This window comes from Arenimonas terrae (assembly GCF_006265115.1).
GTDB classification, from domain to species: Bacteria; Pseudomonadota; Gammaproteobacteria; order Xanthomonadales; family Xanthomonadaceae; genus Arenimonas; species Arenimonas terrae.
On sequence record NZ_SMDR01000002.1, the window covers coordinates 488,513 to 511,458 of the forward strand.

Sequence of the window (22,946 nt, forward strand, 5' to 3'; positions counted from 1 at the left end):
CGGTGCCCACTGGCGCGATCCAGCCAGCCCGGCGGCGGCATCCGGGGCAACCGCCCGGACACCGGGCCGGCAATTGTACCCAGCCCTCCGGGGGCCTGCGCGGCCGGGGCGGCGGGAGGCTGTGCGACACTCCTCGGCAAGAAGCCCTGCGCCCCTCCCGCAGCGGCGCCGCCCGGCCCGAACCTACCGATGCTGCTCGAAACCAGCCTGATCCTCACCGCCCTGGCCACCGCCCTGGCCGTGCACCGGCGCGCCCGCCGCCGCGGCGGCCGCGCCCTGCCCGCCGTGGTCGCGATCGCGCTGTTGTGCGCCGTACTGGTGGCGTTGGCCGCGGACCAGCGCCGCCGGGTGGCGGACACGCCGACCAGCCGCCTGATCAAACACAACCTCGCCGTGCTCCGCGCGCATCTGGCCGATCCGTCGCTGCGCACCCTGCTGATCGTCGACGGCGGCAGCTATCCGACCCGGGGACTGAACGGCGAGCGCTTCGGCGCCGTGCTCTCGCAACGGCTGGGGCGGCGGGTGGGCATCGTGCAGATGAGCCAGGGCAGCGCCAACCACTTCGAGCGCTACGACGCATTCCGGCGCCTGCTGGCCGAACTCGACGCAGGGGAGCGACAGCAGCTGCGCCAGAAAGACCTGCACCTGCTGCTGGAGGTCCAGCGCGGTTACGACGCCAGCCCGATGGCGCAGTTCCAGAAGATGGCGTATTCGGACCGCGCCTACGCCTACCTGGGGCCGGGCAACGCCTGGGCGGCGATGCGCAGCCTCTCGCAGGTCGGCGCCGCGCGCGCGCGCGCCAACGCGGGACCGCGAACGCGCGACCTGATCGCGCATGCGCTGGTCAACGGCTTCCTGCTCGATGCGGTCGGCCGCCGGCAGCGCGTCGAGGACCTGCCGCGCGACATGCCGGGCTACCTGCCCCTCCGCGCGGGGCGGCAAGACTTCGCCTTTCCCGGGCTCCAGGACGTGCGCGACCGGCTGGAGCAGGATCGCGAGCCCGGCATGATGGCCTGGGTCGATTCGATCCGGGTGCCGCGGCTGCAGGCGCTGTTCGGCGACCTGATCGACCAGACGTCCTTCTACGCCGTGCCGACCACCTACCCCGACTACGCGACCTACGCCCGCGCCTTCTGCCGCAAGCATGCCGGCAGCGTCTGCGTGCACTACGCCGACCCACGCCTCCTGCAGCGGCTGGACGCGGCCGCGATGTGGGCCGACAAGGGCCACCTCAGCCAGCGTGGCGCCTTTGTCTATTCGACCTGGCTGGCCGGCCGCCTCGCCGCGACGCTGTCGGTCACGGCATCGGAGCCGGCTCGCCGCCCAGAGTGATCCGGGTGGCGACCCGCACCGGCGCGGCCGGCAGCCGGACCCGCAGGCAGGTGCAGGGCACGCGTTCGCGATAGGACGGGCTGCGCCAGCCAAGCACCACCGGCTCGCTTTCGCCGCGGTGCAGGCTCAGCGCCGCATCGGCGTGATCCACCGCCAGGGTCGCGACCACCGCACCCTCGCGGCGGGCGATCGCGCGGTTCCCGTCCAGCTCGACGGCGACGTCCTCATGGAAATGGAAGCGGAGCTCCACTGCCTCGCCGGAGCCACTTTCCACCTGGTCGAGCAGCAACAGCTGCTCGCCCGGCGCATACATGAAATGACGGCTGTGCCGGAACACGCCGCCACGCTCGACCGCACCCGACACCACCCAGGCTCCGCCGACCTGCGACATGCCGGTCAGCGCCGAGCCGCGTGGCGAAGTGTCCGCGGGCCGGAAGACCGTCTCGGCAAGGCCGGCAACGTTGTGGCTGCGATCGCCGACGAAATAGGTCCGCCACTCGTCGGCTTCGTAGGCATATTTCCCCGAATCCACCAGCAGCGGCCGGCCGCGGTCGAACAGCTCGAAGCCCAGCTCGTCCACGTGGTCATGGCCGATGCCGCGCCAGCTGCTGCCGCTGACGATCAGCATGAAGGCGCGTTCCGGCGGCGTCTCCGGATGGCTGCGTACGATCGCGTAACCCCCGGCGCACAGGTCGCGCGCGATCACGGGGACCCCGTCCGGCGTGTGCCCCCGCACCGGCGGCGCGGCGCCTTCGGGAAAGGCCAGGCCCTCGCCTTCGCTGTCGCCGATCGCGGCGAAACGGCCGTCGGGCAGCGTCAGCCAGGGCGTCACCGCGGCGGCCTCGGCCAACAGCGCCGTGATGTCGTCGGCGACCAAGGGGTAGAGCCCCGGACGGATCTTGCGGAAGCGCAGCACGGCGAAATGGTGGTAGAACGGCGAATCCTCGGTATGCACCGCGTCGGCGCCGAACTGCGAATGCACCAGGTCGCGCATGCGCAGGGAGGTCTCGGTCTCTTCGCCCGGGTCGTCGGCGGCGCCCGGATGCGCCGCGCACAGCAGCCGCAGGCCATGCAGCTGGAAGATCGCGTGGTTCATCTTCGACAGGAACTCGGGGTCGCGCAGCCGGCGCACGTGTTCGCGCGCGAGCGCGTCGAACATGGCCTGGTCCGCATCGGGGATCCGCGCCAGGCCTTCGTCCACGACCGTCTTCACCAGGGCCAGGTGCTGGGCGCGCAGTCCGGTCGCCATGTCGTTCCAGGCGTATTCGGAACCGATCCCTTCCACCATGTGCGCCCGGTGCCAGTCGCGGAGCACCTCGAGCACGTTGTCGAACAGCGCCGGGTCGGGAGCGACGTCCAGGAAGCGCCGCCACACCGGGTTGAGCATGCGCCAGGCATGCAGCTGGAAGCGCCAGTTGCGGTCGCCGTGCGGGTCGATGGTCCAGTCCAGCGGATAGGCCAGGGGATAGGGCGGCAGATCGGCACGGGGCTGGAATCCGGCCTCCAGCGGTTGGCCACGCTCGGCGCTGACGACCTGGAAGTCGTTGCGCTGGAGCACCGTGTGCTGGAAACGGTAGCGCCCCGGGCGCTTGGTCTTGGGCTTCGATGCGCTCACGCGGCAACTCCGGCGGCGGCCTGGTACTGGGCGACCATCAGCTCGCCGGCGCGACGCCAGCTGCGGTGTTCGTGCACCCAGGCCTTGCCCCGGGCCCCGAGCGCCGCGCCGGCCGACGGGTCGTCGATCAGCTCGCCGAGCACGCGCGCCAGGTCGGCGGTGTCGCCCTTGCGGAAGACGCGCCCGTTGAAGCCGTCCTCGATGATGTCGCACAGCGCGCGCACACTGGAAACGACGACGGTCTTGCCCATCGCCAGCGGCTCGAACGGCTTCATGGGTGACACCATTTCACAGACCTCCCAGGGCTTGCGCGGGAAAGGACACACGTCCAGCAGCGAATAGAGCGCGCCGACCTCGTCGTGCGGTACCCGGCCGGTGAGGATGATGCGCTCGGGCACCGTGCTGGCCTGCACCGCGGCCTGCACCAGCGGCATGGCCGCGCCGTCGCCGACCAGGAGCAGGCGGAAATCCCGGCCCTCGGCGGCGAGCAGGTCGCAGGCCTGGACCAGGTCGTCCAGACCCTCGTAGTCCATGAACGAGCCCACGTAGCCGATCACCGGCACCCCATCGGGAATGCCCAGGCGCCGTGCGGCGGCGGCATCGCGAGGAAGTGGCACGAAACGATCCGGATCCACGCAGTTCGGCACCAGGCTCAGCACCTCGGGCGCGACGCCGCGCTCCAGCAGCTCCTCGCGCATCGCCTCGGTGAGGGTGACCACGCGGTCGGCCGCCCGCACCGTCACGCCCTCGAGCAGGCGCATGCGTTCGGTGCGCGCCTTCTGGGCGACGGCGTTCTCGCGCGATTCGTGCACGACCTCCCACAGGCCCGACACTTCGTAGACGAAGGGGATGCCGACCCGCCGCGCCGCGATCAGGGCGGGCAGCGCGATCAGGTAGGTCGAGCGCCCGTGCACGATCGCCGGCCGCTCGCGCCTCAGCACGTCCTCGAAGGCATCCACGCAGCCCGCCATGTAGGCGTATTCACCCTCGCGGCGCGCTGCGCCATCGAGGATGCGGCGGTATTCCACGCCGTCGATGGTCTCGCGGTCCGGAACCTCGGTGCCGGCCAGCTCGGGCCGTGAGTCGAGCGGGAAGCCCGGACGCGTGTACGGCCGGATGTCGAAGCCGGCCCGGCGCACGCCCGAGATCAGGCCGTGCGCGCGCGTGGCGTAACCGCCGGACAGGTGCGGCAGGCTGCTGTGCAGGAAGTAGACGCTCTTGCCGGGCACCGGGTCGAACGCGGGTTCGCGCTCGTCGACGCCGGCCTGCAATCGCTCGAGTTCGGAAAGCAGGCCGTGGAAAGTCGCCGCCTCGCGCCGGATCTGCTCCTCGCCGTCGGTCAGCGGCGGCTCGATCTTCTGGATCCGCTCGAGCACCTCGAGCGCGCGGCCGAAGCGGCAATGGTTCAGCGATTCGCGCGCCAGCGCCCGCAGCGATGCGCGCGACTCCTGGACGCGCACCGCCTCTTCGGCCAGCTCGCAGGCGGCGTCGAGCTCGCCGTGGCCGCGGCACAGGGTCGCGGCGCGGGCGAGGCAGAACGAGACCAGGCCGGCCTGCCGCGGGCTCGTGCCCTGGGCCAGGGCCAGCTCGCGCACGCCGGCCGTCCCGCGCTCGGCATATGCCTGTTCGAGCAGGGACTGGAAACGGGTCTTCTGTTCGGCGGTGAAGGAGCCGCGCCCCGGTGCGACGACCTCGGGTTCGCGCAGCGCCGGCGGCGCCGCCGGCGGCAGCGACGCATCGGCCACGCTCGGCCCGAGCTGACGGTACGTCTGCGCCACCGTGCCGGCCACGTGGGTCCAGGTGCGTTCGGCGAGCACCCATTCGCGGGCCTGCAGGCCCATCGTCGCGGCCAGCGGACGATCGCGGCAAAAGCGCTGGATCGCGGCGGCCAGCGCCGCGGGATCTCCGGCGGGGAACAGCAGCCCGGTATGGCCGTCGCGGATCATTTCGGCCAACGGCGGCAGGTCCGACGCCAGCACCGGGCGCGCCATCGCCATCGCCTCCAGCGGCTTGATCGGCGGCACCAGGCGGCACACGTCGAGCGGTTTGCGCGGAAGCACGACCGCGTCCGCCAGCGCCAGCAGTTCCGGCACGCGGTCGGGGCGGACGCGGCCGACGAAGCGGACGCGCGGCCCCAGCCCCAGCCGTTCGGCCTGGGCTTGCAGCGGCTCCAGTTCCGGCCCGATGCCGACCACCATCAGCTGCACGCCGAGTGCGGCGAGGCCCGGGTCGGCAAGGGCCGACAGCAGGTCGTCCAATCCTTCGTAGGACACCAGCGAGCCGATGTAGGCCAGGGTCGGCGCATCGACCGCCAGCCCGAGCTCGCTCCGTCGCGCCGCCTCCAGGGCGATCGGGGCGAACCGCGCGGGATCGACGGCATTGGGGGCGACCGCGATGCGGGCCGCCGCGACGCCCTGGGCCCGCAGCCGTTCGGCCACGGTGCGGTTGATCGCCAGGACGCGATCGGCCGACGCGGCCACCAGGCGCTCGAGGCGCGCGTGCAGATGGAACCGCTCGCTTTCGTTCCAGCCGGTCATGGCCGACGCGGCGGTGTATTCCCAGAATCCGCGCACCTCGTAGACGAAGGGAATTCCGAGGCGGCGGGCGGCGATCAGCGCGGGCAGCGCGTTCTCGTGGTTGGAGGCGGCGTGGATGATGGCGGCGCTGATCCGGCGGGCCACGGCCTCGATGGCCCGGGCCGCCTGTTCGGTCCAGACCTGCGGCGACAGGCCGCTGCGGCCCGGCCCGCCGGCGTGCAGGTAGCGCACGCCCTCGAGCTCGATGTCACCGATCGGTGCGCTGGCGGGTTCGCCCCGGTCTTCGGGGAAACCCGGCCTCATCAGGCAGTGCACGTCGACGCCCACAGCCGCTAGCGAACGCAGCATCGCATGGGTGCGCACCGTATAGCCGCTGACAACGTGCGGAAGCGTGCTCGCCGCGACGTAGAGCACGCGGCCGGGCACCGCCGCGGCATGGCGGGCCGCCAGGGCCGGGACCTCCGGCAGTTCCGTCAGCAGCGCGGCCGCGCCGCGGATCTGTCGCACGCGCGCCTGCTCCGACGCGGTGAATTCAGCCGTCGCCCCGATCCGGTCGAGCAGCGCGGCGCTGCCCGTCACGTCGCCAGCGTCGAAGCGGCGGAACGCCAGCCACTTGGCGCGGAACGGCTCGGGCTCGAGTTCGTGCGCCCGTGCCGCCAACGCGAGTGCGCGGCCCGGGTCGGACGCGATCAACGCCTTGGACAGATTCGACATCAGGTGCGCGGCCATCCAGCCCGGCAGGGCCAGCGCTTCAATCCGGGCCGCCGCCGCGTCAGCTCCGGCCTCGGCGAGCAGTCCGGCGATCTGGGCCTCGAGCGCTTCGCGGTCGATCGGCGCGCCGGTCTCAACGACCGGCGCCGGCTCGGCGGCGATTCGGGGGCGCCGCCACAGGGTGCGCACGATGCCGGCGAGGCGACGTGGCAAAGCAAGGGCACCGCGCCCGCTGCTGCCCGCGGCGACCAGGGCGCTGCCGAGCCGGAAACTAATGCTCTGTTCGAAGCTGGCGAGCCGATCTTCGCGCTCCAGCAACTGCTGCCGCCAGTCCTCGGCCTCGGCGAGATGGCTGGCCGATGCGGCCTCGGCGGCGGCCTGCGCACTCTGCAGCGCCCGCGCGGCATCGTCGCGCGCCTGCTCGAGCTGCCGACGCGAGGACGCCTCGAGTTCGGCGCGCAGCTCGCCCAGCCGGCGTTCGCTGGCCTCGTGCTGCTGCTGCAGTGCCGCGGTGCCCTGCGCCAGACCGTCCTGCAGCCTGGCGATCTCGCGTCGTGCATGGGTTTCGATTTCGGCGCTGCGGGAATGCAAGGCCTGCAGCTCGCTTTCCAGCTTCAGCCGCGCTGCTTCGATGGCATCGCGTTCGACGCGCAGGCGTTCGCCTTGCAGCCGTTCGGAACCCAGAGCCTGCGCCGCCGCGTCCAGCCTGGCCCGCAAGGCAGCGAGTTCGGCTTCGAGGCCTTGGACATGCTCGCGTGCGGCCACCGATTGCGCCGCGGCTTGGTCGAGCTGGCCCTGCAGACGGCCGACTTCCGCCTGGCGCCGCTCCGCCAGCTCACGCGTGGCGGCCAGCGCCGCCTGCTCCTGCCCCAGCTGGCCCAGCAGGCGATCGACTTCCGCCTGGCGCCGCTCCGCCAGCTCACGTGCGGCGGTCACCGCCGCACGTTCACCGGCCAACTGCTCGCGCAGGTCCGCGCCGGCGGCCTGTTGCTCATCCAGCTGCCTGCGCAGATCGGCGCCCGCGGCCTGTTCGCCGCCCAGATGGTCGCGCAACAGGTCCAGGGCGGCCTGCGCGCGCGCCGACTGGTCCCGCAGCGCATCGTGGTTCGCGCGCAGCTGCTCCGCGCGTTCGCGCTCGGCGGCCAGCGCAGAAAGTTCCCTCTCGACCTGCTCGCGCAGGGACTGGACCAGGGCCGACGACGCCGCGAGCGCGACCGCCGCGTCCTGGCGCTGCTGCAGCACGCCGGCCATCTCGCCGCGCAGCTTGGCCGCATCTTCGACCAGCGCCGTCAGCTCGCGCGCGCGTTCGCCGTCCTTGGTCTGCATGCCGGCGGCGAGCGACTTGACTGCGGCGCGAAGCTCTCCTGCCTCGTTCTCCAGGCGATCGTGGATCTTGGCCTGCTGCGCCTGACTTTCGCCCAACGCCGCGCGCAGCGCCTCCAGGCGCAGCGGCTCGGCTGCGGCGACGAACGCACGCAGCACGGCCGGTCCGTCGGTGCGCGCGCGGCGCCCCGCCAGCGCCGCGGTGAGCCACGCAACCGTGCGCGTGCGCTCTTTTTCCAGCCGTGCCGGCACCTTCTCGTAGGCGTGATCGCGCTTGGCGTGCCAGGCCATCGCCTCGCGAGCACCCTCTTCCACCGAAAGCCGCGAAAGCGAGACGCAGGCGCCGGGAACGCCCAGCAGCTCGAACAGGCCGAGCAGCTTGTGGCCGTGCTTCTCGAAGTGCACGCCGAACACCGGCCGGCCCAGGGAAGCGGCCAGGATGCAGGCGTGGAAGCGGGAACTGACCAGGAAACCTGTCCGCGCAAGGGCCCTCTGGTATTCGGCGATCGAAGCCGGTTGCAGAACCCTCACCCGCGCCTCGCCGAATTCCGCCTGCAGCGCCTCCGCCAGCGCCAGCGCCATGTCGCGGTCGGCCAGCGTCTGCACAAAAAGGTCGACGCGGCCCGAACCCTGGGCAAGGTAGGCGCGCGCGGTCGCGGCGCTGAACTGGTAGGCGCGGCTGGAACGGAAGCCGTCCTTGCGCAGGCTGGCGCTGACGTGCGCGCTGCGCCGCTTTCCGACCCGCAGTCCGAATTCTTCCAGCCGCATGACGATGCCCAGGCTGTCCTCGACCGCATCGGCCTCGGGCAGCGGCAGGAAGAAGGCCGGGTCGAGCAGCACCGGCGCTTCCAGCCCCAGCGCGGCGGCGACCGCCGCCGAGCGCGGCTCGCGCGCGGCGAGCGCGTGGTTCGCGCCCAGCGCCTCACGCAGCAAGGGCAGGCTTTCGGCGTCGTCGAAGGGGCCGAAGGTGGACGGCAGCGTGATGAACCTCGGGCCCTGCTGCGCGGCCGCCACCATCGGCAGCAGCCGCCAGAGCAGGTCCACGCCGTTCTCGCGCGAGGGATGGGTGAAAAGGTGCTCGCCGGAGTTGTAGAGGATCGCCGAACAGTCCTCGAGCCCGGCCTCGGCGAGGAACGCCGCCGGCGCCAGCGCGTGCGAGACCGCGCGGCTGATCTGTTCCGCCTGGCGTTCGCCCTCTCCCGCCGCCCCGCCATGGCTGTTGAGCGTGGTGATCGCCACGTGTTCCAGGCCGTCGAAACTGGCCCTGGCCGCGTCCAGGTAGGTGTCGTTCGGATCCAGCAGCACGACCTGGAGCCGGACATCCGGAACGACCCGCGCCAACAGGCCGCAGATGCCGGCGTTGATCGCCAGGTCGCCGAGATTGCTGGCCACGTGGCCGTAGACGATGCCGATCTTCATTGCGTGTCCTTGATGGGGGGCTTGGGCACGACCCGCGGGTCAGGCGTCGACCTGGGATGCACAGGCTGCGGAATTGTAGCCGCCGTCCTCGCAGTATCCGAATTCGTCTGCGGCGATCACCTCGAAGCGCGCCACGCCGGCCAGCTGCATGGCGTCCAGGCCCAGCAGCTGGCTGCTCGGCAGCAGGCTGCACCAGGCCGGCGCCTGGCCGCGGCTGCGGAACGGAACTTGCGCATGACCCTCGAGCACCGGCGCGCCGCGCCACGCCCAGCGCCTGAGCTTGCCGACGCCGCTGCGGCCCGGACCCACCGCGGCATCGTGGAGGTCGCGCAGGTAGTGCGGGCCGTGGTGGTCGGCCGCCCGCATCACCGCGACACGCGGCGCGAGCAGTCCCGGATCGCCCGGTGGCCACGCGCCCGCCGCGCCTTCGGGCGCAGGACCCTCGCCGGCCCACCAGATCCGCACCGGCGCCAGCGACTGCGCCGCGACGCGCGCCATGAGTCCCGCGGCCGTGCCCGCATCGGCCAGCAGCACGACGTCAACGCCGCTGTCCGTCGCCGGCACGGGCAATGCGCAGGCCGACAACAATGCGGCGAACCGTTTGTCCCAGCTGTGTTCCGCCAGCACCGCACGCCGTGCGCGGAGCCTGAGCCGATGCCGGGCCGATTCGTCACCGGCGATCGCCAGGACCTGTTCGGCCGCCGCGCCGGGGTCGGCATCGGCCAGCACCGCACCGCCCAGCGCCTCCGACATCGCCGGAGAGGGGTTGCTCACCACCACGGTATTGCAGGCCGCCAGCTCCAGGGCGCGGCGCGCGAACATCGTGCGGGATCCGCCGACGGTATTGAGGTTGAGTCCGAAAACCGTGGCCCGGTAGACATCCGGAATGTCCGCGGCCGAGACGCAGCCGACGATCCGCGCGAGGTGGCGGTCCGGGTAGCGGAACTCGTCGATTCCCGATCCCAGCGTGCGGTCGTGGATGCGGACCGGCAAGGGCGGATCCACCGCCGCGACGAACCCGTCGAACCAGGCCTGCCGCTCCGGATAGCGCGCGTACCAGCTGCCGGCGAAGCCGACCGCGTCCAGCCGCGGTGACGGCTCGAACGGGTGGTGACGGTCCGGCGCACAGGCGAAAGCCAGCACGCCGACGCGGTCGTGGCCCAGGCGTGCGCGGTAGTCGTCCACGCATTCCGCGGCCGTGGTCAGGACGCGGTCGAAATGCGTCGCCAGCGGCAGGAAATGACCGAAGTGGTTGGGATCTTCCTTGTTCCAGAACACGCTGGGGATGCCGCGGTGCCGGCAGGCATCGAGCAGGGCGATCAGGTCCGGAGAATCCGGTTGGAGCCGATCGCGCCACTGCCCGTCGTTGCCGGACCACGCCGACTCGACCAGCAGCAGCGAAGGCGTCTCCTGTTCCAGCGCCGAGCGCCAGGACCCAGGCCCGGGCTGCACCAGGCGGCAGACCGTGGCCAGCCCTTCGGCGCTGATCTCGTCGACGATGGCGAGCACGGTGGGGCCGCTGCCCCGGACCGATACATCGTCCCGGGCGGGCTCGACGGCATCGGGACCCGGCGGCGCTGCGTCCGGGCGCGGAAAATCCGGCGGCGCCGGCTCGTCGACTGGAGCCATCGGACGGCGAAGGCGCCAGAGCGCGCCTGGCAAGGCGAGCATTCCCCGCAGCGGACCGCGCTCTCCCAGCAGCCGCGAAAGCTGCAGGAGCCGCGAGTTCTCCAGCTTCGAGAACCGCCACGCCAGCAGGGCGTGATCGTAAGCGGCCCAGGTCGCGTGGCGATGGCGCCACTGCAGCTCGGCTTCAGCCGTGCGGCGCGCCGCATCCACCTGCGCGAAGGCCCGGATCGTGTCGACCGCGAGCCGGCGTGCCGCCGACAGCTGCGCGTCGTGCGGCGCCGGCAGGTCCGCTGGCGATCCGGGCGGACGACTGCTCATCGCGCGCTCACCCGTGACGCCAGAATCCGACGGTGTCGACCACCAAGGCACCGGTCCGCGGCTGCAGGCCCTTGAAGGCGCTGTGCCCGACCAGCATCACCGCCACGTCGCACTCGGCCAGGGCCTGGTCGGCCGGCTGGAAAGCGATGCCGGTGGTATCTTCGCCCGAGTGCGGCAATGCTTCCTCGTAGGGGTCGGCGCAGACCACCTGGCCCGGGTAACGGCGCGAAAGTTCGAGCGCGATCTGCAGCGCAGGGCTCTCGCGGAAATCGTCGACGTCGGGCTTGTAGCTCAGGCCCAGGCAGACAACGCGCGCCGTCGGCTTGGCCGCGAGCGCTGCTTCCACCTGCGCCATCACGTAGTGCGGCTTGCTGTCGTTGACCTCGCGCGCGGTGCGGATGATGCGCGCGCGCTCGGGCGCGCCGGCGACGATGAACCAAGGGTCCACCGCGATGCAGTGGCCGCCGACGCCCGGACCGGGATTGAGGATGTTGACGCGCGGATGGCGATTGGCGAGCTGAATCACCTTCCAGGCATCGAGCCCGATGTCGTCGCAGATCATCGAGAGCTCGTTGGCGAAGGCGATGTTGACGTCGCGGAAGGCGTTCTCCGTGAGCTTGCACAGCTCCGCGGTCCGGTCGTCGGAAGGCAGGCAGGCACCGCGCACGAAGCTGCCGTAAAGCTGGCCCGCCAGCGCGGCGCAGGACGGCGTCATGCCGCCGACGATGCGGTCGTTCTCGACCAGTTCCTGCAGCATGCGGCCGGGGATGATGCGTTCCGGGCAGTAGGCCAGGTGGACCTGCGGTTCGGAGACGCCCGGCCCCGGGAAGCGAAGGTCTGGGCGCAGTTCCGCCAGCAGTTCGGCCAGACGGCGGGTGGTGCCGACCGGCGAGGTGGACTCCAGCACCACCAGGTTTCCGGCCCGCAGCACGGGGGCGATCGAGCGGCCCGCCGATTCGACATAGCTGATGTCGGGCTCGTGCGTGTGGTGGTCCACCGGGGTCGGCACCGCGATGATGAAGGCGTCGGCGGCTTCGGGCGCGCGCGTCGCGCGCAGCCGGCCGCTCTTCACGCAGCGGGCGACCAGTTCGGACAGGCCGGACTCCTCGATGTGCGCCTCGCCGGCATTGACCGCGTCCACGGCCCGCTGGGAGACGTCGACGCCGATCACCGGATGCCCCGCCGAAGCGAACATCGACGCGGTCGGCAGGCCGATATAGCCCAGGCCGATGACGGAAACCACGGACGACGTGGTGATGGTGGTGGGTTGGCTCATGGCATGTGTCCTTGCGAGGATATGAAGGGGGAGATCAGTCGGCGGGCGCCAGGTGCGCGGAAAGGCGCGCAGCCAGCGACTGCCAGCAATAGTCGGAAAGTTGTCCCGGGCCCCGCTGCGCGCAGGGCAGCCGACCCTCGCGCTTGGCCTGCACGAGCGCAGCAAGCCGGGCAGAGAGCGCGCCGGGATCGTCGGTTTCGAAAACGCCGACGCCGGTTTCGGCCAGAAGCCGGGCCGTCGCGTCGTCCGCCGTGGCGCTGATGTGAAGGATCGGCACGCCTGCACCCAGGTACTCGTAGAGCTTCCCGGGCACCTGCACCGGGTCGTCGTTGGCCAGGTTGACCAGCACGTCGCTGCGCCGCTGCAGCGCCAGCGCCCGGCGGTGGGACAGGAAACCCAGCAGCCGGACGCGCTCGGGATGTTCGTGCGCCGCCCGCACCAGCTCGGCCGGGGCAACGATGGTCGCTACGTTCAGGCGCACGCCTTCGGTGGCGAGCACCGCGTGCAGCAGGGCATCAATGCGGCGGAAGCTGTAGAAGCTGCCGGTGTAGAGCAGTTCCAGCCGCTGCGGATCGAAGCAGATGTCGCCGTGCTCGTCCGGCGCCGCACTGAACCGCGCATCGAAGCCCTGGGTGAGCAGCAGGCAGCGCCCCAGGGGCAGGCCATGGCGTGCGTGCAGGATGTCGGCCGCGGCACGGCTGGTGACGCTGACGATGTCCGCCTGCTCGCACAGGCGGCGCTCCAGGTCGCCGGCGCGACGGCGCCACCGCTCCGGCGTGTAGGGTGCCAGCACCGGGTCGCCGAGGTCGGCGATCCAGCGAAAACCGCGCGACTTGGCGTGCATGCCCAGCTCGATGGAATTGGCCGGTTCGTGCGAGGTGATCACCACGTCGGGCGGCACCTGCTCCAGCAGCTGGTCCAGGCGGCGGCGCGCCCACGGCATCCATTCGGCGCGGCTGTCCGGGAACATCCAGAGCGACATGAAGCGCTTGATTCTCTCGGCCAGCTCGCCCTTCCAGTTCAGGCCCCTGCCGAAGGCCCTGAACCCGAGCAGGCGCCTCGCCAGCCGAATCGCCTGGTACGGTGCCCCGAGCACGGCGTGGCGCACCTTGCCCTTCCAGTTCAGCACCGGCTCCGGCACCGACTCGACCGCAGGGTCGGCCGGTGCCTGGGCCGGGGCGGGACCGCTGGATTCGGCGCCGGCGCAGCGGGCCTGCCGGCGCTGCGCCCGCGACGTCAGCAGGCCGGCCATCGGGCCGGGATACACGCGATGCACCTGGACGCTTCCCGGGATCTCCGGCAGTCCGCCGGCACCGTAACCGGCGACATCCGGGGCGAGCACATGGACTTCGTGCCCCATCAGTGCCAGCTCCCGCACCAGGTAGGCCCAGCGAAGCGACTGCGGCGAGGGCACCGGCGGGAAGTCGTATGCGATCAACAGGACGCGCACATCAGCCTCCCCCGGCCTCGGCGTCTTCCACGTTCGATGCCGCGGTGGTCTTGAGCAGGTCCTCGTACACCTTCAGCGTCTCGAGGATGGGGCCGGCGTGCATCACCTTGCCGCGCTCGAGCAGCAGCCCCTTGTTGCACACGTCCTTCATGAGGCCGAAGTTGTGGCTGGCGAGGATGACGATCTTGGCCCCATTGACGCGCGAACGCATGCGCTCGCGCGCCTTCTTGATGAAGCCGGCATCGCCCGCGCCGATCCACTCGTCCATCACCATGATGTCGTGCTGGATGGCCGTGGCGATCGAGAAGCCCAGGCGCATGCGCTGGCCGGATGACAGGGTCTTGAGGCGGTGGTTGGCCTTCTCGCGCAGCTCCGCGAACTCCATCACCGGTTCCATCAGGTCGCGCAGCTGGGCGGTCCGCAGCCCCATCGCCGTCCCGCGCAGGAAGATGTTCTCGCGGACCGTCGCCTCGCCGTTGAAGCCGAGCGAGATGTTGAGCAGCGCCTGCTTGGTCCCGGATTCCTCGATCCAGCCCTGCGTTGGCTGGTAGGCGCCGGTGAGCACCCGCAGCAGGGTGGATTTGCCCGCGCCGTTGCGGCCGACGATGCCGATACGGTCGCCCTCCTCCACCCGGAACGTGATGCCGTCGAGCACGCGGCGGAACTCGCGCTTGGGCGGATCGAAGGCCGCGCCGACCAGCGTAGAGAACCAGGAGGTGGCGGTGCGCTCGCCCTGCAGGAAGAGCGGGAGGTCGAGCGTGAGGTTGTAGGCAGCCAGGTGGGCAGCAGTCATGGTCGTCATACCCAGAGCGGCACGAAGCGCGCGTAGCGGCGGTAGAGCCACCAGGCGATGATCCAGCCCAGGACGGTCATCACGGCCAGGTAGTAGAAGGTGAGCGGCTCGATCGGCTCGCCCAGCAGCGGTGCGCGCACGGATTCGACCATGTGGTACAGGGGGTTCATGCGCATGAACGTGCCGCGGGCGGTGCCGGCGGGCGCCCGGTCGGCGTACCAGAGGATCGGCGTGAGGATGAAGCCGAACACGAAGACGCTGCCCATCAGTTCGTGGATGTCCGGGAAGCGCGCGCCCAGCAGCGAAACGACGATGCCGATCCAGGAGACGTTGAGCACGGCCACCAGCAGCGCCGGCAGCAGGCTCACCAGCCCCGCCGGCTGGAAGTTCGGCGCCATCGCCAGGGCGATCACCATCAGCGGGGCGGCCGTCAGGAAGTAGAACAGCGCCTTGGCGAGCACCCGCAGCACAAAATCGGTCAGGCGCATGTGGCCGTCGAGGATGAAGCTCGAATGGTTCGGCAGCGCGCTGCAGGCATCGTTGATGGTGTTGGACAGCAGGCGGAACACCACGTAGCCGATGCCCAGGTGCGGAATGAACTCCAGCGGGTCGCTGTTCTGCAGTCGGGCGAAGAAGGTGCCCACGCCGAACGTGTACAGCGCCGGCGGCATCAGCAGCCAGACCAGGCCCAGGCGGGAACGGCGGTACTTGGTGACGATGTCCAGCCAGGTCGCGTAGGCCCAGAATTCGGGTTCGCGCAGGCTGGCGCGCAGGTGGCGGAACAGCATCAGGAAAGGGCCTCGTCCAGCTCGGCCCGCAGGTCGGCCAGGTCCTCGACGCCCACGCTCAGGCGCACCAGGTTGTCGGCGATGCCCAGCGCCGCGCGGCGCTCCGGCGGTACCGAGGCGTGGGTCATGATCGCCGGGTGGTTGACCAGGCTCTCGACGCCGCCCAGCGACTCGGCCAGCGCGAACAGCCGGCAGCGCTCCATCATCCGGCGCGCCGCGTCGGCGCCGCCCTTGACGTAGATCGAGATCATGCCGCCGAAGCCGTGCATCTGCTGCTTCGCCAGCGCGTGCTGCGGGTGCGAGGCCAGGCCCGGGTAGATCACCTTGTCGATGGCCGGGTGCTTCTCCAGCCAGGCCGCCAGTTCACCGGCGTTCTCGCAGTGCGCCTTCATGCGCAGGTGCAGGGTCTTGAGGCCGCGCAGGGCCAGGAAGCTGTCGAAGGGCCCCTGCACGCCGCCGACGGCGTTCTGCAGGAAAGTCATCTTCTCGGCCAGCTCGGCGTCGTCGCCGACCACCACCATGCCGCCGACCATGTCGCTGTGGCCGTTGAGGTACTTGGTGGCCGAATGCATCACCAGGTGCGCGCCCAGTTCCAGCGGGCGCTGCAGCACCGGCGAGCTGAAGGTGTTGTCCACCGCCAGCAGCAGGCCGCGCTTGCGGGCGAATTCGGCCAGGCGCGCGATGTCGACGATCTTGAGCATCGGGTTGGTCGGCGTCTCGCACCAGATCAGCCTGGTGTTCGGCCTGATCGCGGCTTCCAGCGCGGCCATGTCGTTGAGGTCGACGAAGCTGAAGTCCAGGCCGGCGCTGCGGCGGCGCACGCGCTCGAACAGGCGGTAGGTGCCGCCGTAGACGTCGTCCATGCAGACCACGTGGCTGCCGCTGTCGAGCACGTCCAGCACCGTGGACGTGGCCGCCAGGCCGGAGGCGAAGGCGTAGCCGTTGCGGCCCCCTTCAAGCGCCGCGACGCAGCGCTCGTAGGCGAAGCGGGTCGGGTTGTGGCTGCGCGAGTATTCGTAGCCCTGGTGCACGCCCGGGCTGGACTGCACGTAGGTCGAGGTCGCGTAGATCGGCGTCATCACCGCGCCGGTGCTGGGATCGGGCGACTGGCCGGCGTGGATGGCGCGGGTGCCGATACCGTGGTGCTTGGCGTCGCTCATGGGGTCTTCCTTGGGGTCGTGCCGTATTCGGGGATCACTGCGCGCGGCGGCGCAGGTAATTGAGCAGGTCGATGCGGGTGATCAGGCCCAGGAACTTCGGCCCGTCCATCACGATCGCGACATGGCCGCGGTCGAACACGGGCAGCAGCGTCGCCATCGGCGCCGTGACCTCGAGCTTGTCGAGCTTGCGCACCATCGCGGTGGACACCGGGTCCTTGAACTTCTGGTCCTGGCCGAACACGTGCATCAGCACGTCCGATTCGTCGACGATGCCGACGATGTCGTCGCCGTCCATCACCGGCAGCTGCGAGACGTCGTACATCTTCATGCGCTGGTAGGCGACGTGCAGGGTGTCGTTCGGGCCGACCACGACGGTGTCGCGCTGGGCGTAGGGGCGCAGGATCAGGTCGCGCAGGTCGCCGTACTGCGGGCGCTCCAGGAAACCCTGGTCCAGCATCCAGTAGTCGTTGTACATCTTCGACAGGTACTTGTTGCCGGTGTCGCAGACGAACACCACCACCTTCTTCGGCGTGGTCTGTTCCTTGCAGTACTTCAGCGCCGCCGCCAGCAGGGTTCCGGACGAGGAGCCACCGAGCACGCCCTCCTTGATCAGCAGCTCGCGGCCGGCCAGGAAACTTTCCTTGTCGGTGATCGCGTAGGCCTTCTTCACGCGCGTGAAGTCGGAGATGTCGGGCAGGAAGTCCTCGCCGATGCCCTCGACCAGCCAGCTGCCGGACTTGGTGCTGAGCACCCCTTCGTTGATGTACTGGGTCAGGATCGAGCCGACCGGGTCGGCCAGGATCAGCTCGACCTTCGGCGCGGCCTGGGCGAAGTAGCGAGACAGGCCGGTCATGGTGCCCGAGCTGCCGCAGCCGAAGACGATGGCGTCGAAGTCGCCGCCCATCTGGCGCAGGATCTCCGGGCCGGTGCCGTGCTCGTGCGCGGCCGGGTTGTCGGGGTTGCCAAACTGGTTGATGAAATACGCGCCCGGCGTCTCGCGGGCGATGCGCTCGGCCATGTCCTGGTAGTAGTCCGGGTGGCCCTTGGCCACGTCCGAACGGGTCAGCACGACCTCGGCACCCATGGCGCGCAGGTTGAAGATCTTCTCCCGGCTCATCTTGTCCGGGACCACCAGCAGCAGCTTGTAGCCCTTCTGCTGGGCGACCAGGGCCAGGCCGATGCCGGTGTTGCCGGCGGTGCCCTCGACCAGGGTGGCGCCGGGCCGGATGTCGCCGCGGGCCTCGGCGGCCTCGATCATGCGCAGGCCGATGCGGTCCTTGATGGAGCCGCCGGGGTTCATGCATTCGAGCTTGAGGTACAGCTCGCAGACCCCGGTATCGAGGTGCTGGGCCTTGACGATCGGGGTTTCGCCGATGAGTTCGAGGACGTTCTGGTGGACCGTCATGAGGCGGGGGGCGGCTGGCGGCGGTGACCGCCGGGAGGCCGGATTCTACCAGCCCCGCCCTGGGAGGGGCTGCCCTGTCAGGGCGCGGCGCCGCGGCGCCGGAGAAGTGCGGGCGGCGGCGACCCGACGAGGTGGGCCGCCGCCGCCGCAGCGGAAACTCAGTGTTTTCTTCGGTCGAACATCCGGGTCAACCGGTCCTTCGCGTTCAACTTTTCTTTCTTCATGCGCGCCAGCGTGGTGTCGTCCAGCGGCAGGACCCCCAACTCGGCGTCCAGCACCTGTTTGTCCAGTTCGCGGTGCCGGTGATAGAGCTGGCGGAATTCCGGGTCGCTCTTCATCAGCGCGTCGAGTTCGTTTTGCGGTTGCCCTTCAAACATCGGATTGACCTCCTCCTGAAACGCGAACGCCCCGACCGGCGAAGGTCAGGGCGTGGCGGATTGAGACAAAGGTCAGGTCGCTTTCGCGGGCGGCGTCCTCGATCGACGCGCCCGCACCCGTTCGGGAGGCGGCGCAATCGGCGGGGACGAGGTCTGCTTTCATCGGCCTGGCTCGGTAGTCCCCGGGGCGGAAACGTCCCGGGGCTTTGAACCTACTCCCCCGGTTTTGGGGCCGCAAGCCTCTTCTTAAGCCATTGACAAAAAAGGAAAAGCCCCCGCTGAACGGGGGCTTCCGTGGCCCTGGGCAAGGCCTTTGGATTCAATGGCTTGGGTGATGTGAATAATTCGATGAACGCCGCAAGCCTTTGATTCTGAAATCAATTCACGATGATTTCGACACGCCGGTTGCGTGCGCGGCCCTCGGCGCTGGTGTTGTCGGCCACGGGCACCGTCTCGCCCCGGCCGCCGGCCGAAAGCCGGGCGCTGGGCAGGCCCGCGTCCTCCAGCGCGCGCCGCACTGCCTCGGCGCGGCGCTGCGACAGCGCCATGTTCGCGGCATCCGCGCCCTGGCTGTCGGTGTGGCCCTCGATCGAGACCGTGCCGGCACCGCCGCGCAGCTGGCCGGCGAGCGTGCGCAGGCTGGCCTGCGCCTGTGCGGTGAGGCTGGCGCTGCCGCTGCCGAAGGCGTTGCCGGCGAGGGTGTAGACCGTGCGGCCGCCCTCGCGGCGCGACGGCGGCGCGGCGGCGTCGGTGATGTCGTCGGCAGCCACGGCGGCGGCGAGCTCGGCTTCCTTGCGCGCGAGCTCGGCCTCGCGGGCGCGGGCGTCGGCGAGCTTGCGGGCCTGGGCGGTTTCGGCGCTGGCGGCCTCTAGCGCGGCGGTCTGGGTCGCGGCGCTGGCTTCGAGCTCGCGCTGGATGGCCTCTTCGCGCGCCAGGCTCTGCAGGCGCAGGCGTTCGGATTCCCGACGGGCCTGCTCGGCCTCGCGCCGGCTGGCCTCGACCATGATCTGGTCGCGCTCGCGGTCGAGCTGGTCGGACTGCCCTTCCAGCAGCTCGGCCTCGGCGGCGGCGCGCGCGGCGGCGATCCAGCGGCCGGCCAGGGTGAGGCGGTGTTCGCGGTCCTTGCGCTTGGCGTTCTGCGCGGCGGCGATGGCCTGGCGCGCCTTCAGCCGCTCAAGCCCGGCCAGATCGGCCAGCGAGGGGTCGGACTCCAGCGCCTGGAGTTCGGCCTGCAGGCGCGCGACGGCGATTTCATGTTCGGACGGATCGGCCAGGGCCGGACCGGCGCCCAGCGACAGGGCGAGCAGGAGCATGGGGGCAAAGGTCAGGCGCATGTCTCAGTCTCCCCGGTTGACCAGCAGCCGGCGGCGCAGGTCGGCGTTGCGCGCCGCCTTGCTGTCGACCTCGACGCGCGCGGCGTCCAGGCGCGCCGTCGCAAGGGCCAGGTCGGCGCTGGCGGTGGCGGACTCGGCGTGCAGCAGGGCGTCGCGGTGTTTGCGCTTGGCCAGGGCCGCGCGTGCGGCCTCGAGTTGGACGCGGGCGCTGGCCAGGGTCTGGGCGGCCTGGCCCTGCGGCTGGGCGCGTTCGGCGGCGGCGACCGCCCGCTCGGCGGCGGCGACCTCGGCGTCCGGCGGGGGCGCGGCCCAGGAGCTTGATGCAGCCAGCAGAAGCGCCAGCGCGAGATGGATTTTTAGCGAGGATAATGTCATAAGGCGAACTCGCAGGTCGGCAGTGGGCGCAGTGGATTGTAGCCCGCCCGCGCGGCCCACCGGGATGGCCACAGGGGACTGAGGGATACTGACATGGACATCGGCTACTTCCTGAAGCTGATGACGGAGAAAAACGCGTCGGACATGTTCCTGACGACCGGCGCTCCCGTCTACATCAAGGTCGAAGGCAAGCTCTACCCCCTCGGCAACACCGGCCTGCCGGCCGGCATGGTCAAGAAGATCGCCTACTCGCTGATGGACGAGGGCCAGGTCCCGGCCTTCGAGCGCGACCTGGAATACAACATGGCCATCGCGGTGAAGGACACCGGGCGCTTCCGCGTCAACGTGTTCAAGCAGCGCGGCGAAGTGGGCATGGTCATCCGCGCCATCAAGTCCGAAATCCCGAGCATCGACCAGCTGCGGCTGCCGAACGTGCTCAAGGACATCGTGATGGAGCAGCGCGGCCTGGTGCTGGTGGTCGGTTCGACCGGTTCGGGCAAGTCCACCACGCTCGCGGCGATGATCGACCACCGCAACACCAACAACACCGGCCACATCCTCACCATCGAGGACCCGATCGAGTTCCTGCACAAGCACAAGAAGTCGATCGTGAACCAGCGCGAGGTCGGCCTGGACACCCACGCCTTCCACAACGCCCTCAAGAACGCCATGCGCGAGGCGCCGGACGTGATCCTGATCGGCGAGATCCTCGACGCCGTCACCATGGAATCGGCCATCGCGTTCGCCGAAACCGGCCACCTGTGCCTGGCCACCCTGCACTCGAACAACGCCGACCAGACCCTGGACCGCATCCTGAACTTCTTCCCGGAGACGGCGCACAAGAACGTGCTGATGAACCTGTCGCTGAACCTCAAGGCGGTCATCAGCCAGCGCCTGGTCATCGGCAAGGACGGCAAGCGCCTGCCCGCGGCCGAGATCCTGATCAACACGCCGATGATCCGCGACCTGATCCGCCGCGGCGAGGTGCACGAGATCAAGGACGCGATGGACAAGTCGCTGCAGGAAGGCATGCAGACCTTCGACCAGTCGCTGTTCCGGCTGTACAAGGAAGGCAAGGTCGAGCTGGAGGAGGCGCTGCGCAAGGCCGACTCGCGCGACGGCCTGGCCCTGAAGATCCGCCTCTCGGAAGGCGCGACCGGCGAGCACGACCCCTACGCCGACATGTACGGCGGCGGCGGCCCCGGCAGCGAGACCGCCTCGCAGGGTTACTGAGGGCTCAGTTCCCGCCGCTTCCGGCGGGCGCGTCCGGCTGGTTCTCTGGCCGGGCGGCCTGGAAGGCCTCCAGCGCCAGGCAGTTCTGCACCACGCGGCGGATGGTCTTGTACGGCGCCATGTCCACGCCGAAACGCTCGGCATTGAACACCTGCGGCACCAGGCAGCAGTCGGCCAGGGTCGGCTGCTCGCCGTCGCAGAAGTCGCCCGTGGACGGGTGGTCGCACAGGGTGTCTTCGACCGCGTCCAGGCCGACCTGGATCCAGTGCCGCACCCAGGTGTCGCGTTCGGCCTGCGGCACGTTCCAGGTCTTCTCGAAGAACTGCAGCACGCGCAGGTTGTTCAGCGGGTGCACGTCGCAGGCGATCATCTGGGCGATGGCGCGCACGCGCTGGCGGTCGCGCGCCGTGGCCGGCATCAGCGGCGGCGTCGGCCAGGTCTCGTCCAGGTATTCGATGATGGCCATGGACTGGCGCAGGATGCGGCTGCCGTGCAGCAGCACCGGCACCAGCTCCTGCGGGTTGAGGTCGCTGAAGGGCGCCGAGTGCTGCTCCCCGCCGTCGCGCAGCAGGTGCACGGGCATGGTCTCGTAGGGAATGCCCTTGAGATTGAGCGCGATGCGCACGCGGTAGGCCGCGCTGGAGCGCCAGTACGAATACAGCCGGATCGAGCCCGTCGTCATGCCGTCCGCTCCCTTGGCAAACACTGGGCCCGGCTGGCCGTGGCCGCCGGGTCTTGTGGGTCCAGCATACGCCGGCGCGGTGTCGCGGTGGAGGGGTGTTCGGCGGATCCCGGCGCCGGCCGCGGCATCCCCCGCTCCGCCGGTCGGGGCCGAGGGGCCCCGGCCGGGACTCAGGCCTTGGCGATGCGCTGCTCGATGGCGCCGAACACGCTGGCGCCGTCGCGGCCGATCATCTCGATGCGCACCGTGTCGCCGAAGCTCATGAAGGGCGTGCTGGGCTTGCCGTCGCGCAGCGTCTCGACGGTGCGCTGTTCGGCGAAGCAGGACGCGCCCCGCGAGGTGTCTTCGTTGGCGACGGTGCCGGAGCCGACGATCGTGCCGGCCGACAGCGGCCGCGTCTTCGCGGCATGCGCCACCAGCTGGCTGAAGTCGAACTGCATGTCCACGCCGGCCTCGGGCGCGCCGAACCACTTGCCGTTGATGTGGGTCAGCAGGGCCAGGTGCAGCTTGTTGCCCTGCCAGGCCTCGCCCAGCTCGTCAGGGGTCACGAACACCGGACTCAGGGCCGAGCGCGGCTTGGACTGCAGGAAGCCGAAGCCCTTGGCCAGCTCGTTCGGGATCAGGTTGCGCAGCGAGACGTCGTTGACCAGGCCGACCAGCTGGATGTGTTCGGCCGCCTGCGCCGGGGTCGCGCCCTGGGGCACGTCGTCGGTGACCACCACGACCTCGGCCTCCAGGTCGATGCCGTAGGCCTCGTCGGCGACCAGCACCGGGTCGCGCGGGCCGTAGAAGCCGGCGCTGACCGCCTGGTACATCAGCGGGTCGGTGTAGAAACTTTCCGGCACTTCGGCGCCGCGCGCCTTGCGCACGCGCGCGACGTGCGGCAGGTAGGCGCTGCCGTCGACGAACTCGTAGGCGCGCGGCAGCGGCGCCGCGAACTGGGTGAAGTCCACGGCGAACACCGGCTCGCCGTTGATCGTTTCGGCCGTGCTGCCCTGCAGCGCCTCGTACACGCCGTTGAGGCGCGGCGCCGCATTGGACCAGTCCTCCAGCGCACGCTGCAGCGTCGGCGCGATGCCGGTCGCGCGCACCGCCCGCGTCAGGTCCTTCGACACCACCACCAGCGTGCCGTCGCGGCCGCCTTCCTTGAGTGAACCCAGCTTCATTCCCTTGCTCCTTGCGGACCGCG

At 70.5% G+C, this 22,946-nt stretch carries 17 protein-coding genes; 2 read left to right on the forward strand and 15 right to left on the reverse strand.

Translation table 11 applies throughout. The features are described from left to right. Positions 1-189 precede the first annotated feature (189 nt). Positions 190-1,332, forward strand: a complete 1,143-nt coding sequence (locus E1B00_RS11020; protein ID WP_139448673.1) for a hypothetical protein — start codon at positions 190-192, stop codon at positions 1,330-1,332. Here the strand turns inward: E1B00_RS11020 and E1B00_RS11025 are convergent. The 13 genes from E1B00_RS11025 to E1B00_RS11080 all read right to left on the reverse strand — a co-directional run bounded on the left by E1B00_RS11025 (position 1,298) and on the right by E1B00_RS11080 (position 19,842). Next, positions 1,298-2,947: a heparinase II/III family protein gene (locus E1B00_RS11025; protein WP_176693210.1), complete on the reverse strand. Its 1,650-nt coding sequence runs from the start codon at positions 2,945-2,947 to the stop codon at positions 1,298-1,300. The genes E1B00_RS11020 and E1B00_RS11025 overlap by 35 nt on opposite strands. Then, complete coding sequence (locus tag E1B00_RS11030) at positions 2,944-8,937, reverse strand: glycosyltransferase (RefSeq protein WP_139448679.1); 5,994 nt, start codon at positions 8,935-8,937, stop codon at positions 2,944-2,946. Before E1B00_RS11030 ends, E1B00_RS11025 begins: the two co-directional genes overlap by 4 nt. A gap of 39 nt (positions 8,938-8,976) precedes the next feature. Further along, complete coding sequence (locus E1B00_RS11035) at positions 8,977-10,884, reverse strand: CgeB family protein (RefSeq protein WP_139448682.1); 1,908 nt, start codon at positions 10,882-10,884, stop codon at positions 8,977-8,979. Between the two features lie 7 nt (positions 10,885-10,891). After that, complete coding sequence (gene wecC, locus E1B00_RS11040) at positions 10,892-12,160, reverse strand: UDP-N-acetyl-D-mannosamine dehydrogenase (protein ID WP_139448685.1); 1,269 nt, start codon at positions 12,158-12,160, stop codon at positions 10,892-10,894. A 34-nt stretch (positions 12,161-12,194) separates the two neighbouring features. After that, positions 12,195-13,610: a glycosyltransferase gene (locus E1B00_RS11045; protein ID WP_139448688.1), complete on the reverse strand. Its 1,416-nt coding sequence runs from the start codon at positions 13,608-13,610 to the stop codon at positions 12,195-12,197. A gap of 1 nt (position 13,611) precedes the next feature. After that, on the reverse strand, positions 13,612-14,403 hold the full coding sequence (locus E1B00_RS11050; protein ID WP_176693211.1) for an ABC transporter ATP-binding protein: 792 nt from the start codon (positions 14,401-14,403) through the stop codon (positions 13,612-13,614). Between the two features lie 5 nt (positions 14,404-14,408). Next, positions 14,409-15,191, reverse strand: a complete 783-nt coding sequence (locus E1B00_RS11055; protein ID WP_139448692.1) for an ABC transporter permease — start codon at positions 15,189-15,191, stop codon at positions 14,409-14,411. Then, positions 15,191-16,351: a cystathionine gamma-synthase gene (locus E1B00_RS11060; RefSeq protein ID WP_139448694.1), complete on the reverse strand. Its 1,161-nt coding sequence runs from the start codon at positions 16,349-16,351 to the stop codon at positions 15,191-15,193. The genes E1B00_RS11055 and E1B00_RS11060 overlap by 1 nt, the downstream gene beginning before the upstream one ends. Before the next feature lie 34 nt (positions 16,352-16,385). Then, a complete protein-coding gene (locus E1B00_RS11065; RefSeq protein ID WP_139448696.1) occupies positions 16,386-17,756 on the reverse strand; it encodes a pyridoxal-phosphate dependent enzyme in 1,371 nt (456 codons plus the stop codon). A 158-nt stretch (positions 17,757-17,914) separates the two neighbouring features. Beyond that, positions 17,915-18,133: an HP1242/YdcH family protein gene (locus tag E1B00_RS11070; RefSeq protein ID WP_139448698.1), complete on the reverse strand. Its 219-nt coding sequence runs from the start codon at positions 18,131-18,133 to the stop codon at positions 17,915-17,917. After that, positions 18,126-18,296, reverse strand: coding sequence for a hypothetical protein (locus E1B00_RS15645; RefSeq protein ID WP_176693212.1), 171 nt, complete (start codon positions 18,294-18,296; stop codon positions 18,126-18,128). The genes E1B00_RS11070 and E1B00_RS15645 overlap by 8 nt, the downstream gene beginning before the upstream one ends. Before the next feature lie 214 nt (positions 18,297-18,510). Further along, entirely contained in the window at positions 18,511-19,467 is a 957-nt protein-coding gene (locus E1B00_RS15895) for an OmpA family protein (protein WP_139448700.1), read from the reverse strand. 3 nt (positions 19,468-19,470) lie between these two features. After that, positions 19,471-19,842, reverse strand: coding sequence for a DUF4398 domain-containing protein (locus E1B00_RS11080; protein WP_139448702.1), 372 nt, complete (start codon positions 19,840-19,842; stop codon positions 19,471-19,473). A gap of 93 nt (positions 19,843-19,935) precedes the next feature. On the opposite strand from E1B00_RS11080, the gene E1B00_RS11085 reads away from it, so the two are divergent. Further along, the gene (locus E1B00_RS11085; RefSeq protein ID WP_139448704.1) at positions 19,936-21,075 is read left to right on the forward strand and encodes a PilT/PilU family type 4a pilus ATPase; all 1,140 of its coding nucleotides are present in this window, start codon (positions 19,936-19,938) and stop codon (positions 21,073-21,075) included. Positions 21,076-21,079: 4 nt separating this feature from the next. Here the strand turns inward: E1B00_RS11085 and maiA are convergent, their stop codons facing one another. Continuing rightward, the gene (gene maiA / locus E1B00_RS11090; protein ID WP_139448706.1) at positions 21,080-21,757 is read right to left on the reverse strand and encodes a maleylacetoacetate isomerase; all 678 of its coding nucleotides are present in this window, start codon (positions 21,755-21,757) and stop codon (positions 21,080-21,082) included. Positions 21,758-21,927: 170 nt separating this feature from the next. Continuing rightward, the gene (locus tag E1B00_RS11095; protein ID WP_139448708.1) at positions 21,928-22,923 is read right to left on the reverse strand and encodes a fumarylacetoacetate hydrolase family protein; all 996 of its coding nucleotides are present in this window, start codon (positions 22,921-22,923) and stop codon (positions 21,928-21,930) included. Positions 22,924-22,946 lie beyond the last annotated feature (23 nt).